The organism is Brevundimonas abyssalis TAR-001 (assembly GCF_000466985.1).
GTDB lineage: Bacteria > Pseudomonadota > Alphaproteobacteria > Caulobacterales > Caulobacteraceae > Brevundimonas > Brevundimonas abyssalis.
This window is the reverse complement of the sequence record NZ_BATC01000001.1, coordinates 22711-36262: the sequence shown is the minus strand read 5'-3', so window position 1 is coordinate 36262 and position 13552 is coordinate 22711. Positions and strand designations below refer to the sequence as shown.

At 70.1% G+C, this 13552-nt stretch carries 5 protein-coding genes and 1 pseudogene; 2 read left to right on the top strand and 4 right to left on the bottom strand.

Going from position 1 to position 13552, the window contains the following annotated elements; genetic code table 11:
* Positions 1-136: 136 nt before the first annotated feature.
* The 4 genes from MBEBAB_RS00120 to MBEBAB_RS00105 all read right to left on the bottom strand — a co-directional run bounded on the left by MBEBAB_RS00120 (position 137) and on the right by MBEBAB_RS00105 (position 10990).
* Positions 137-3745, bottom strand: a complete 3609-nt coding sequence (locus MBEBAB_RS00120; protein WP_045318582.1) for a hydantoinase B/oxoprolinase family protein — start codon at positions 3743-3745, stop codon at positions 137-139.
* Entirely contained in the window at positions 3742-4989 is a 1248-nt protein-coding gene (locus MBEBAB_RS00115; RefSeq protein ID WP_045318592.1) for an NAD(P)/FAD-dependent oxidoreductase, read from the bottom strand. Before MBEBAB_RS00115 ends, MBEBAB_RS00120 begins: the two co-directional genes overlap by 4 nt.
* Positions 4990-5072: 83 nt before the next feature.
* Complete coding sequence (gene gltB, locus MBEBAB_RS00110; protein ID WP_021695869.1) at positions 5073-9560, bottom strand: glutamate synthase large subunit; 4488 nt, start codon at positions 9558-9560, stop codon at positions 5073-5075.
* Positions 9557-10990, bottom strand: a complete 1434-nt coding sequence (locus MBEBAB_RS00105) for an NAD(P)-dependent oxidoreductase (RefSeq protein WP_021695868.1) — start codon at positions 10988-10990, stop codon at positions 9557-9559. The genes gltB and MBEBAB_RS00105 overlap by 4 nt, the downstream gene beginning before the upstream one ends.
* Before the next feature lie 250 nt (positions 10991-11240).
* On the opposite strand from MBEBAB_RS00105, the pseudogene MBEBAB_RS00100 reads away from it, so the two are divergent.
* Both MBEBAB_RS00100 and MBEBAB_RS00095 read left to right on the top strand, forming a co-directional pair.
* Positions 11241-12685: pseudogene (locus tag MBEBAB_RS00100) on the top strand (ammonium transporter).
* 133 nt (positions 12686-12818) lie between these two features.
* The gene (locus MBEBAB_RS00095) at positions 12819-13493 is read left to right on the top strand and encodes a TorF family putative porin (protein WP_045318581.1); all 675 of its coding nucleotides are present in this window, start codon (positions 12819-12821) and stop codon (positions 13491-13493) included.
* Positions 13494-13552 lie beyond the last annotated feature (59 nt).

Sequence of the window (13552 nt, the reverse complement as noted above, 5' to 3'; positions counted from 1 at the left end):
AGGGCATCCGGCCAGTATGGGGCGCCCGGAAGCAGGGGGGGGCAAAAAGGGGGCTGCGCGGCCGCACACCCTTGTCCGGCAAGGCATTGGACTGCGGAAATGCGGGATTCCGCTTCCTTCGCGCCTGAGGCACGGATCAGGGCTTGCCGTATCCCCCGCCGCCCGGCGTTTCGATGATGAAGACGTCGCCGGGATCCATGTCCGCGCGGGCGGTGGAGGGCAGGTCCTCTGTGCGGCCGTCGTGGCGTTCGATGCGATTGACGCCGGTGGCGCCCGGCTCGCCGCCGTTCACGCCGAAAGGCGGGACGCGGCGGTGGTTGGACAGGATCGAGGCGGTCATGGGCTCCAGGAAGCGCAGGCGCCGAACGGTTCCGTCGCCGCCCCTGTGCGCGCCCGCGCCGCCGGAGCCGCGTCGGATGGAGAATTCCTCCAGCAGAACGGGGAAGCGGCTTTCCAGCACCTCGGGATCGGTCAGGCGGCTGTTGGTCATGTGGGTCTGGACCGCGGCGGCGCCGTCGAAATCCGGGCCGGCGCCCGAGCCCCCGGCGATGGTCTCGTAGTACTGGCGCGCGTCGTCGCCGAAGGTGAAATTGTTCATGGTGCCCTGGCTGGCGGCCAGCACGCCCAGGGCGCCGTACAGCGCATCCACCACCGCCTGGCTGGTCTCCACGTTTCCGGCCACCACAGCGGCGGGATGGCGGGGGTTCAGCATGGAGCCTTCGGGCACGATCAGCTCGATGGGTTTGAGGCAGCCCTCGTTCAGGGGAATGGCGTCGTCCACCAGGGTGCGGAAGACGTACAGGACCGCCGCGCGGGTGATGGACAGGGGCGCGTTGAAATTGGTCGGCCGCTGGCCGCTGGTCCCGGTGAAATCGACCACCGCACGGCGTCCGGCGGGATCGATGTCGATGGTCACGCGGATAACCGCGCCGTCGTCCATTTCGTAGTCGAAGGCGCCGGGCTTCAGGGCGGCGATGGCGCGGCGCACGGCCTCCTCGGCGTTGTCCTGGACGTGGCCCATGTAGGCGGCGACCACCGGGCGGCCGAACTCGTCCACCATGCGGATCAGCTCGTCGGCGCCGCGGGTGCAGGCGGCGACCTGGGCCATCAGGTCGGCGAGGTTCTGGTCGACGTTGCGCGACGGATAGCGGCCCGAGGCGAACAGGGCGCGGGTTTCGGCCTCGCGCAGGGCGCCTTCGTCGATCAGCAGGAAGTCGTCGATCAGCACGCCTTCCTCGTCCACCGTGGTGGAGTCCGGGGGCATGGAGCCGGGGGTGGTTCCGCCCACGTCGGCGTGGTGGCCGCGCGCGGCGACGAAGAAGGCGGGGGCGTCGTCGCCCTCGAGGAACACCGGCATGATGACGGTGATGTCGGGCAGGTGGGTGCCGCCGTTGTAGGGGGCGTTGAGCATGTAGACATCGCCGCGCCGCATGCCCCTCTCTTGGCCTCGTCCATCTGAACGCTGGCGGATCACGGTGCGGATGCTCTCGCCCATGGAGCCCAGGTGGACGGGGATGTGCGGGGCGTTGGCGATCAGGGCGCCGCCGGCGTCGAAGACGGCGCAGGAGAAGTCCAGCCGCTCCTTGATGTTCACCGAATAGGCGGTGGCGCGCAGGGCCTCGCCCATCTGTTCGGCGCAGGCCATGAAGCGGCTGTTGAACACTTCCAGCAGGATGGGATCAGCCTCGGTCCCCAAGGCCGTGCGGGCGGGCAAGGGGACGACGCGCTTCAGGATCAGATTGGCGTGGGCGTCCACCGTGGCGCGCCAGCCGGGCTCGAGCACCGTTGTCCCGGTGTCCTCCAGAATGATGGCGGGGCCGTCCACGGCGGCGTCGGCGTCCAGGTGCTCGCGGCGCCAGACGGGCGCGTCGTGATCGGCGCCGGCCATGCGGACGGGGACGCGGGCGACGGGCTCGGCGGCGGTTGCGGGGGGCGGGGCCAGATCGCCCGCGCCCTGGTCAGAGGCGGCGACGGCCTCGACCTCCAGCGTCTCCACCACCAGAGGCTTGCCCTCGGCCACGAAGCCGAAGCGGCGTCGGTGGGCGGTCTCGAAGGCGGCCGTCATGGCGTCGGCCGGGCCGAAGGTGACCGTCAGCGGCGTGTCGGTTCCGGCGTATTTGATCTCGGCGCGGGGCAGGGTCTGCAGGGCGGTGTCGGCGAAGCCCTGGGCGGTCAGTTCGGCGCGGGCGGCGGCGTCCAGATCGGCGACGCGGGCGGCCAGGTCGGGGTCGTTGTCGGGCGACAGGGGCAGGGCGGCGGTGGCCTGGCGGATGGCGCGAACTTCGGCCAGACCCATGCCGTAGGCCGACAGCACGCCGGCGAACGGGTGCAGCATCACCGTGGTCATGCCGAGGGCGTCGGCCACCAGACAGGCGTGCTGGCCGCCCGCGCCGCCGAAACAGTTCAGGGCGTAGCCGGTGACGTCGTGGCCCCGGCTGATGGAGATGGCCTTGATGGCCTCGGCCATGTTCTGGACCGCGATGGCCACGAAGCCCTCGGCCAGATCGGCGGGGGCGAGGTCGCGGCCGGTTTCGGCCTTCACCTGATCCGACAGGGCGGCGAAGCGCGCGCGCACCACCTCGGCGTCCAGCGGCTGGTCCGCCTCGGGGCCGAACACGGCGGGGAAGAACTCGGGCCGCAGCTTGCCCAGCATGACGTTGCAGTCGGTCACGGTCAGGGGGCCGCCCCGGCGATAGGCGGCCGGTCCGGGCACGGCGCCGGCGGACTCCGGCCCGGCCCGCATGCGCCCGCCCTCGAAGCGGCAGATGGAGCCGCCGCCCGCCGCCACGGTGTGGATCGACAGCATGGGCGCGCGCAGGCGGACCCCGGCCACCACGGCGTCAGAGGTGCGCTCGTACTCGCCCGAAAAGTGGGAGACATCGGTGGAGGTGCCGCCCATGTCGAAGCCGATGACGCGCTCGAAGCCGGCCTGACGCGCGGTCTCGGCCATGCCCACCACCCCGCCTGCGGGACCGGACAGGATGGCGTCCTTGCCCCGGAAGGCGTCCGCCGCCGTCAGGCCGCCGGAGGACTGCATGAACAGCAGCGGGACGTCGGGGCCCAGATCGGCGCCGACCCGGTCCACATAGGCGGCCAGCACGGGCGACAGATAGGCGTCGGCCACGGTGGTGTCGCCGCGCCCGATCAGCTTGATCAGGGCGCCCACCTCGTGGCTGACCGAGATCTGGGTGAAGCCGACCTCGCGCGCGATTTCCGCCACGCGAGTCTCATGGTTGGTGAAGCGCCAGCCGTGGACGAGGACGATGGCCACGGCGCGTAAGCCGGCGGCGTGGGCGGCGGTCAGGTCGGCGCGGGTCTTGGCCTCGTCCAGCGGACGGTCCACGGCGCCGTCCACAGTCAGGCGCTCGTCGACCTCGACCACGCGGTCATAGAGTTGGTCGTTCAGCTTGATGTGGCGGACGAACAGCTCCGGGCGGCTCTGCCAGCCGATGCGCAGGGCGTCGCCGAAGCCGCCGGTGATGGCGAGGACGGTGGGCTGGCCCTTGCGCTCGAGCAGGGCGTTGGTGGCCACGGTGGTGCCCATGCGCACGGCGTCCACCTGACCAGCGGGCACCGGACCGGGCGCGGCGTCCAGGATGCGGCGCACGCCCTCGGTGGCGGCGTCGGCGTAGCGCTCGGGATTGTCGGACAGCAGCTTGGTGGTGGTCAGGGCGCCGTTCGGCGCGCGGGCGACGATGTCGGTGAAGGTGCCGCCCCGGTCGATCCAGAAGCGCCAGCCGCTCATGCCGCCACCGCTTTCATGGACACGGCGGGGTCAGCCAGTTTCGCGCGGTCGACGGGGGTCGCCCTGGCGATGAGCTGCTTGCCCATCATGAACTCCGGCGCAGCGTTTACCGCCTCCACCGCGCGGACCCGGTCGCCCTTCAGATGGAACACGGCGAATTTGGCTGCGGCGGGATCGCCGCGCACCACCACGTCGTCGGCCTCGAAGGGCAGGCCGGCGATCTGGAGTTTGACGTCGTACTGGTCGGACCAGAACCAGGGCGTCTCGGGCGCGGGTGCGGGGCGGCCGGTGACGGCGGCGGCGGCCTGCTTGGCCTGCTCCAGCGCATTGGGCACGCTTTCGAGACGGAACGAGCGGTCCTCGTAGAGCGGCAGGGGGCGCCAAGTCACATCGCCGATGGCGAAGATGGCGGGGTCGCTGGTGCGGGCCTGATGGTCCACCACCACGCCGTTCTCACACGGGATCCCCGCCGCACGCGCCAGTTCGTCATTGGCCACCCCGCCGACGCCGATCAGGGCGATGTCGCAGGGGATGACACGGCCATCCTCCAGACGCACGCCGGTGAGGACGCCGTCCGCATCCTCGAAGCCGGACACGGCGGCGTTCAGTTCCAGCGATACGCCGTGGCCGCGGTGAAGATCCTGGAAGAAGTCCGACAGGGGGCCGCAAGCGACGCGGGCCAGACAGCGGGCCTCGCGCTCGATGATGACGGCCGCGGCGCCCAGGGCGCGGGCCGAGGCGGCGGCCTCCAGCCCCACATAGCCGCCGCCGACCACGGCGAGCCGCGCGCCCGGCTTCAGCACCGCCTTCAGGGCCTCGGCCTCGGTGAAGGTGCGCAAGGCCAGGACGCCGGGCAGGTCGGCGCCGGGAATATCCAGACGCCGGGCGCGGGAGCCCGTGGCGAGGATCAGGACATCGTAGGCAAGGCTCGATCCATCGTTGAGCGTGACCGTTCGGGCGTCGCGGTCGATGGCGACAGCGGCGGTTTCGGTGCGCAGGTCCACGTGGTTTTCGGCGTACCAGGAGGCGGGGCGCAGCTCGACCGCCTCGATGTCCGCCTCGCCCTTCAGCCAGGCCTTGGACAGGGGCGGGCGCTGGTAGGGGATGGCCGCCTCGTCGCCGATCAGGACGATGGGACCCTCATGGCCGTACTGGCGCAGGAACGCCGCCGCCGAGCCGCCTGCATGACCCGCGCCGACGATGACGATGCGGGCGTCGGCGGGATGGGCGGTCGTGTCGGTCATGGCGGTCCTGCAAGGCTGGTCGCCCGACATATGGCATGTGAGGCGCGCGAGACCACCCTTTGCGAATTGTGGCTATGCCGGCCCTAGGCGCGTTTCAGGGAAGCCCTGGCGGCAGTCTCTGCCGGCAGGATCTCCACGAAGCGCTTGAGCGCGGTGGGCCAGTTCTCCAGCAGGCGGCGCGCCTTGGGCGAGCCGGTCTCGAGCGCGTGGCGTTCCACCAGAGCCTTCAGCGCGTCGGCCGAGGCGCCGACCACCGGGCCCAGCACGACGGAGTCCGCGTTGACGTGGGCGGCCAGGTCACCGTCCTCGTCCAGCACATGGACCCGCCCGCCGGACATGCCCGCGGCGAAGTTCCAGCCGACCCGGCCCAGGATCACCACGGCGCCGCCGGTCATGTATTCGCAGCCGTGGGCGCCGCAGCCCTCGATCACCGCCGTGGCGCCGGAGTTGCGGACCCCGAAGCGCTCGCCCGCCATGCCCGCGGCGTACAGTGCGCCGGAGGTGGCGCCGTACAGGCAGGTGTTGCCGACGATGGCCTGGCGCTCCATCCACCGGGTCGGGCGCACCACGATCTCGGCGCCGGACAGGCCCTTGCCCACATAGTCGTTGGCCTCGCCGTCCAGCTCGATCTTGAGGCCCTTCATGCCCCAGGCGGCCAGCGACTGGCCGGCCGAGCCGCGCAGCTTCAGGGTCAGATGTCCGTCGGGCAGGTCCGAGCCGTATTTGCGCACGATGTGGCTGGAGGTGCGCGTGCCGATGGCGCGCTGCACATTGCGGACCGAATAGGTCAGCTGCATCTTCTCGCGCCGCTCCAGGAAGGGGGCGGCGTCGCGCACCACCTGGGCGTCGAGGGTGTCGGGCACGGGATTGCGTCGGGCCTCTGGTCCGCGCCGCACCTGCAGGCCGCTGTCCACGCGCACCAGCAAGGGATTCAGGTCCAGATCATCCAGTTCGGCGCCGCCGCGCGAGACCTGACGCAGCAGGTCGGTGCGGCCGACGGCCTCGTCCAGCGAACGCAGGCCCAGGGACGCCAGAACCTCGCGCGTCTCCTCGGCGATGAAGCTGAACAGGTTGACCACCTTGTCCGCCGTGCCGGTGAACATGGCGCGCAGGCGCTCGTCCTGAACACAGACGCCCACGGGGCAGGTGTTGGAGTGGCACTGGCGCACCATCAAACAGCCCACGGCGATCAGGCTGGCGGTGCCGATGCCGAACTCCTCGGCCCCCAGCAGGGCGGCGATGACCACGTCCCGGCCGGTGCGGATGCCGCCGTCGGTGCGCAGGCGCACATGGTCGCGCAGGCCGTTCAGGCCCAGCACCTGATGGGCCTCGGCCAGACCCATCTCCCACGGCATGCCCGCATGCTTGATGGAGCCCATGGCGGAGGCGCCCGTGCCGCCGTTGTGGCCGGAGATGAGGATGATGTCGGCCTTCGCCTTGGCCACGCCCGCCGCCACCGCGCCGATGCCGGCGGAGGAGACCAGCTTCACCGTGACCCGGGCGTCGGGGTTGATCTGCTTCAGGTCGTAGATGAGCTGGGCCAGATCCTCGATGGAGTAGATGTCGTGGTGCGGCGGCGGGCTGATCAGGCCCACGCCCGGCGTCGAATGACGCATGCGGGCGATGAACTCGGTGACCTTGAAGCCGGGCAGCTGGCCGCCTTCACCGGGCTTGGCGCCCTGGGCCACCTTGATCTCGATCTCGCGGCACTGGTTCAGATATTCGGCGGTGACGCCGAACCGGCCCGAGGCCACCTGCTTGATGGCCGAGTTTGGATTGTCGCCGTTGGCGCGGGGCTTGTAGCGCTCCGGATCCTCGCCGCCCTCGCCCGACACCGAGCGCGAGCCGATGCGGTTCATGGCGATGTTCAGGGTCTCGTGCGCCTCGGGCGACAGGGCGCCCAGGCTCATGCCCGGGGTGACGAACCGCTTGCGGATTTCGTTGACGCTCTCGACCTCGTCCAGGGGCGCGGGGCGCTCCGCCTCGCGGAAGTCCAGCAGGTCCCTGAGCGCGATGGACGGCAGTTCGCGGGCGCGGCGGGAATAGGCCTTGAACCGCTTGTAGTCGCCGCGCGTGGTGGCGTCCTGCAGGCGGTGGATCATCTCAGCGTCCCAGCCGTGGGTCTCCTCGCCGGCACGGATGCGGTGCGAACCGCCGATGCGGCGGGCCGGGCGGGCGGCCTCGAAGCCGCGTTTCGCCTTGCGCACCATCTGGGCCTCGATGCCCGCCAGGCCGACGCCGGAGATGCGCGAGACCATGCCGGGGAAGAACTCGTTGACCAGCGCCCGCGACAGGCCCAGCGCCTCGAACTCATAGCCGCCGCGATAGGCGGAGATGACCGAGATGCCCTTCTTGGCGAGGATCTTCATCAGACCCGCCTCGACCGCCTTCTTGTAGTTCAGGCAGGCGTCGCGGAGCGTCAGGCCGGGATAGCGGCCCGCGTCCATGCGGTCCTGGAAGGTCTCCTGCGCCAGCCAGGCGTTGACCGCCGTGGCGCCGACCCCGACCAGCACCGCGAAGGCGTGGGCGTCGATGGCTTCCGACGTGCGCACCACGATGGAGACAAACGAGCGCAGGCCCTCGTCCACCAGCCGGGCGTGCACCGCCGCAGCCGCGAGGATCATGGGCGCCAGCGGGCGGCCGGGGCCCATGTGTTCGTCCGTCAGCACGATCAGGGCCGCGCCGTCAGCGGCCGCCTGGACCGCCTCGCCCTGGATGCGGTCCAGCGCCTGACGCAGGGCCTCGCCCGGCTTCGCGCCCTCAGGGGGTGCGATGAAGGTGCAGTCGATGTGGATGGTGGCGCCCGCACCCACGGCCAGCAGCATGCGCTCGTACATGCCGGTGGTCAGGACCGGGGACTCCAGCACGAACACCCGGGTCTGGGTCTCGTCCTGGGCCAGGATATTGCCGAGGTTCTTGAACCGGGTCTTCAGGCTCATGGCCCCCGCTTCGCGCAGGGAGTCGATGGGCGGGTTGGTGACCTGGGCGAACTGCTGGCGGAAATAGTGGCTGAAGGGCCGGTCCTGATGGGACAGGACCGCGGGCGGGGTGTCGTCGCCCATGGAGCCCACCGCCTCCTTGCCGTCGGCGGCCATGGGGTCCAGCAGGCTCTCGATGTCTTCGTCGGTCCAGCCCACCGCGGCCTGCGCGCGCACCAGGGCCTCGCCGTCCAGGCGGCGCGGCTCGTCGCCGGGCCCGATCATGGGCTCCAGCTCCACCATGTTGTCCAGCCACTCGGCGTAGGGGTGATCCTCGGCCAGACGGTCGATGGTCTCGGCTTCGTCGTAGAAGCGGCCCGCCTCCAGATCGACGCAGATCATGCGGCCGGGGCCGATGTGGCGGCGCTCGGCGATGCGCTCCTCGGCCACGCCGGTCATGCCCGCCTCGGAGCCGCAGATCAGCAGGCCGTCGGTGGTGAGGGCGGCGCGCAGGGGGCGCAGGCCGTTGCGGTCCTTGCCCGCCACGACCCAGCGGCCGTCGGTGGCGCAGATGGCGGCGGGGCCGTCCCACGGCTCCATCACCGCGTTGCAATAGGCGTAGAGCGCCTCGTGCTCGGGCTTCATCAGCCCGGGCAGGCGCGCCTCGGGGATCAGCAGGGCCTTGACCATGGGCGCGGGGCGCCCGGCGTGGACCAGCACCTCGAACACATTGTCCAGTGCGGCGGAGTCGGAGCCCGAGGCCTGGATCACCGGCTTGACCGTGGCGTCGTCGGCCCCGAAGGCGTCGGCGGTCATGCGGATCTCGTGGCTGCGCATCCAGTTGGCGTTGCCGCGCAGGGTGTTGATCTCGCCGTTGTGCGCCAGCATGCGGAAAGGCTGGGCCAGCCGCCATTCCGGGAAGGTGTTGGTGGAGTATCGCTGGTGGAACAGGGCCACCGGCGCCTCCATGCGCGGGTCGGTCAGGTCCGGATAGAACTCGTCCAGCGCCTCGGCCAGCATCATGCCCTTGTAGATGACCGAGCGGGCCGACAGGGAGCAGACGTAGAACTCGGCCAGACCCTTGGCCTGGGCGCGCTTCTCGATGCGGCGGCGCAGCAGGAACAGGGCCCGCTCCAGCGCCTCGCCCTCCAGATCGTCGGGCGGCGCCAGCATGATCTGTTCGATCTCGGGGCGAGTGGCGGCGGCGCGCTCGCCCAGAACCTCGATGCGGTGGGGGACCTGACGCCAGCCGTACAGATAGAATCCGGCTTTCAGGACCTCGCTCTCGACCAGGGTGCGGGCGCGCTCCTGGGCCCCCAGATCGGTGCGGGGAAGGAACACCTGGCCCACGGCGATGGGGCCGGGACGGGGCGTGTGACCGGTGTCGCGCACCTGGGCCTCGAAGAAGGCGCGCGGCATGCCGATCAGGATGCCGGCGCCGTCCCCGGACTTGCCGTCGGCGTCCACCGCGCCCCGGTGGAAGATGGCCTTCAGGGCCTTGAGGGCCAGTTCGACCACCTCGCGGCGCGGCTGGCCGTCCAGGGCGGCGACCAGACCGACGCCGCAGGCGTCCCGCTCGGACGTGGGTTCATAGGCGTGGGCCGCCGCCAGGGCGTCACGTTGGGCCAGGTAGTGCTTGGGGTCGAACGTCATGCCGCAACGGAGTCCTGATTACGCAGCCACTGGTCGATTTCGGCGGCGGCGTCCTGTCCCTGACGCACGGCCCAGACCACGAGAGAGGCGCCGCGCACGATGTCGCCCGCAGCGAATACGCCGGGCAGGGTGGTGGCGAAGCCGTGGGCGGCGACACGCAGGGTCTTCCAGTCGGTCACCGCCAGATCGTCGGCGTCGAAGATGACAGGAAGGTTCTCCGGTTCAAAGCCCAGGGCCTCGATGATCAGGTCGGCGGGCAGGTCGAACTCGCCGCCGGGCGCCTCCTCGACCGTCCAGCGGCCGTCCAGGGTCGGGGCCGACAGGGCCATGCGCGCCGCGCGCAGGCCGGTGACGCCGTCCGAGCCGCCCAGCACCGCCTTGGGCGCCGCCAGCCATTCGAAGCGGACGCCTTCCTCCTCGGCGTTGGTGGTCTCGCGGGCGCTGCCGGGCATGTTGTCCCGGTCGCGGCGATAGACGCAGGTGACCGAGGTCGCCCCCTGACGCACGGCGGTGCGCACGCAGTCCATGGCCGTGTCGCCGCCGCCGATGACCACCACCCGCTTGCTCTCGGCGTTCAGGGGACCGTCGTCGTAGGCGGCCACGGCGTCGCCGAAACCCTTGCGGTTGGACGCGATCAGATAGTCCAGCGCGGCCACCACGCCGTTGGAGCCGCAGCCGGGCGCCGACAGCCGCCGGGCCTGATAGACCCCCGTGGCCACCAGCACCGCGTCATGGGCGCCGCGCAGGTCGTCGAAGGCGATGTCCTTGCCGATGTCGGTGTTGAGCCGGAATTTCACGCCGCCCTCGATCAGGCGGTCCACACGGCGGGCGACCACATGCTTCTCCAGCTTGAAGCCGGGGATGCCGTAGGTCAGCAGGCCGCCCGCGCGGTCGTGGCGGTCATAGATGGTGACGGCGTAGCCCGCCGACCGCAGCCGGTCCGCGGCGGCCAGACCGGCCGGCCCGGCGCCGATGATGCCGATTGACCGCCCCAGTTCCGTCAGGGGGCGCAGAGGCGAGATCCAGCCGTTGTCGAACGCCTGGTCGCCCAGCCACTTCTCCACCGAGCCGATGGTGACCGTCTCCCAGCCGGCCTGCTCCAGGGTGCAGGCGCCTTCGCACAGGCGGTCCTGGGGGCAGATGCGGCCGCAGATTTCGGGCATGGCGCTGGTGGCTTCGGACAGCCGCCAGGCTTCCTCGATACGGCCCTCGGAGGCCAGGCGCAGCCAGTCAGGGATGTTGTTCTGCAAGGGACAGCCGGACTGGCAGAACGGCACGCCGCACTGGGCGCAGCGGCTGGACTGGCTTGTGCCTTCAGCGACCCGGAACGAGGCGTAGATCTCGTCGAAATCGCGCACGCGTTCGGACGCGGCGGCCTTCGCAGGACCGGCGTGCGGAACGGTCACGAACTTCTGGTTCGCGTCAGCCAAATCAAATCCCTCTCGCAAGTGCGGGCGAAAACTCTATGGGCAGGTGGTTCTTGGCGCAATAAATTAGTCGCGCGCAAGGTCCGTCCGCGTGAATTTGGCAACAATTGTGCTCCGACCACGGCAAAGCCTCTTGCGCATTTCGCAAATGCGTTAAACAGTTCGCACCTGCGGGATAACCAACCAGGGGGTAATATCAGTGACCAAGATCTGGAACCGACTGCCCGGCTTTGTCGGGCTATGCATTCTAACCATGGCGTTGTTCTACGCGGGGGGCGCGTTCGCCACCCCCGCGACTGCGGACCCGGCGGCGCTGGCTGCGCCTGCGGCCGAAGCCGCGCCGGAGGCTCTTGAAGCCGCGGCGGACAGCGGGGCGGGCGCCGCCAGCACCGTGACCATCGAAGAGGCCGCGGCCGCCGAGGAGGCCGCGCCCGGACCGGAACTGCTCGACCACCAGGCGGTGGCCGAGATCGACGGTGCGGCCACCAGCTGGATCCTGACCTCCACGGCCCTGGTGCTGCTGATGACCCTGCCGGGTCTGGCGCTCTTCTACGGCGGCATGGTGCGGCGCAAAAACGTCATCGCCACCATCACCCAGTCGGTGGGCGTGGCGGCGGTGGTCAGCCTGTGCTGGTTCGTCGCAGGCTACAGCCTGGCCTTCGGGGTGGGTCAGCCCATCGCCGGATTCAGCGGAGAGCAAGTCAACGCCGTGGTCGGCGGACTTCAGGCCATGTTCCTGAACGGGGTCGGCATGGAGACGGCCTATGGCGCGGCTCCGGGTCTGCCTGAATATCTCTGGATCGCCTTCCAGCTGACCTTCGCCATCATCACGCCCGCCCTGGTCACGGGCGCCTTCGCCGAGCGCATGAAGTACTCGGCGCTGCTGCTGTTCACGGCCCTGTGGACGCTCTTCGTCTATTCGCCCATCTGTCACTGGGTGTGGGGCGGCGGCTTCCTGGGCGGCATGGGCGTGCTCGACTTCGCCGGCGGCGCGGTGGTTCACGTGAACTCCGGCGTGGCGGGTCTGGTCTGCGCCATCTTCCTCGGCCCGAGAAAGGGCTATGGCGCGGGTCCGATCGTGGCCCACAACCCGGTCCTGACCCTGATCGGCGCCAGCTGCTGCTGGTGGGCTGGTTCGGTTTCAACGCCGGCTCGGCCTGGGCTGCGGACGCCATCGCCGGCGTTGCCATACTGAACACCCTGCTGGCCGCCATGGCGGCGTCGCTCAGCTGGAAGCTGATCGAGGTCATCGAGAAGCGCAAACCCTCGCTGATCGGCGTGCTGTCGGGTCTGGTGGCCGGTCTGGTCGCCATCACCCCGGCGGCGGGTTTCGTCGATCCCAAGGGCGCGGTCATCATCGGCCTGATCGCCGGTCCGGTCTGCTACGCGGCCTCGGTCTGGATCAAGAAGCTGCTGCGCTACGACGACAGCCTGGACGTCTTCGGCATCCACGGCGCCGGCGGCCTGCTCGGCGCGCTGCTGACCGGCGTGTTCGCCACCACCGCCATCAACAGCGTGTCGGAAGGCGCCAATGTCCCGACCCAGGCCCTGGGCCTGGCCTGGACCATCGCATGGAGCGCGGTGGGCACCTTCCTCATCCTGCTGATCTGCAAGTTCACCACGGGCCTGCGCGTGCGGCCCGAGGAGGAGGAGACCGGTCTCGACACCGTGATCCATGGCGAGGCGCTGGAGCACTAGCTCCGTCGTCTCATTCCGCGGGGCGGAGGGGGACGGGAGAGCGGGATCGAGGGGGTCCCGCTCTCCCTACCGCCCGGGGGTGATCTGAAGGCTCAGAGGCTTTCAACCAACGAACTCAAAGAGGGGATATCCAATGAAAACAGTGATCGCGTCTGTCTGCTCCGCCGCCGTTCTCGCCCTGGCCGGCGCTGCCTCGGCCCAGGATTTCAGCTTCAACCTCACCGCCACCTCGGACTATGTCTGGCGGGGCGTCAGCCAGTCCGACGAGGATTTCGCCATCCAGGGCGGTGTGGATTACGAGTCCGGGATCTTCTATGCGGGGACCTGGGCCTCGACGGTCGATTTCGGCGACGACACCGACGCCGAGTGGGACATCTATCTGGGTGTCGCGCCGTCGGTCGGCGGCTTCGACTGGGACTTCGGCATCACCCACTACATGTACCTGGGGGATCCGGACGGCTCGGACTATGACTTCACCGAAGCGTCCGCGGCGGTGTCGCGCGCCATTGGGGCGGCGACATACGGCCTGAAGCTGGCCTATTCGCCGGACTTCTTCGGCGCCGAGGATGACGCCACCTATCTGGAGGCCAACTTCGCCGTCGAACCCGCGCCGCAGTGGAGCGTGTCGGGTGCGGTGGGCCAGCAGTGGGTGGATTCCGGCGCCGACTATCTGAGCTGGAATCTGGGCGTGGGGTACGCCTTCAACGATGTGTTCGGCGTGGACCTGCGCTACCACGACACCGACGAGCACAACTGGGGGGACATCTTCGACAGCCGCGTCGTCCTCAGCCTGACCGCCGGCTTCTGACGCTACAGACGTCCGTCGAAACCAAAACGCCGTCCGGTTCGCCGGGCGGCGTTTTTCAT

Bases quoted from the DNA above. Each gene is read 5' to 3' on its own strand.
- MBEBAB_RS00120 (WP_045318582.1), bottom strand. From the start codon at position 3,745: ATGAGCGGCTGGCGCTTCTGGATCGACCGGGGCGGCACCTTCACCGAC.
- MBEBAB_RS00115 (WP_045318592.1), bottom strand. From the start codon at position 4,989: ATGACCGACACGACCGCCCATCCCGCCGACGCCCGCATCGTCATCGTC.
- gltB (WP_021695869.1), bottom strand. From the start codon at position 9,560: ATGACGTTCGACCCCAAGCACTACCTGGCCCAACGTGACGCCCTGGCG.
- MBEBAB_RS00095 (WP_045318581.1), top strand. From the start codon at position 12,819: ATGAAAACAGTGATCGCGTCTGTCTGCTCCGCCGCCGTTCTCGCCCTG.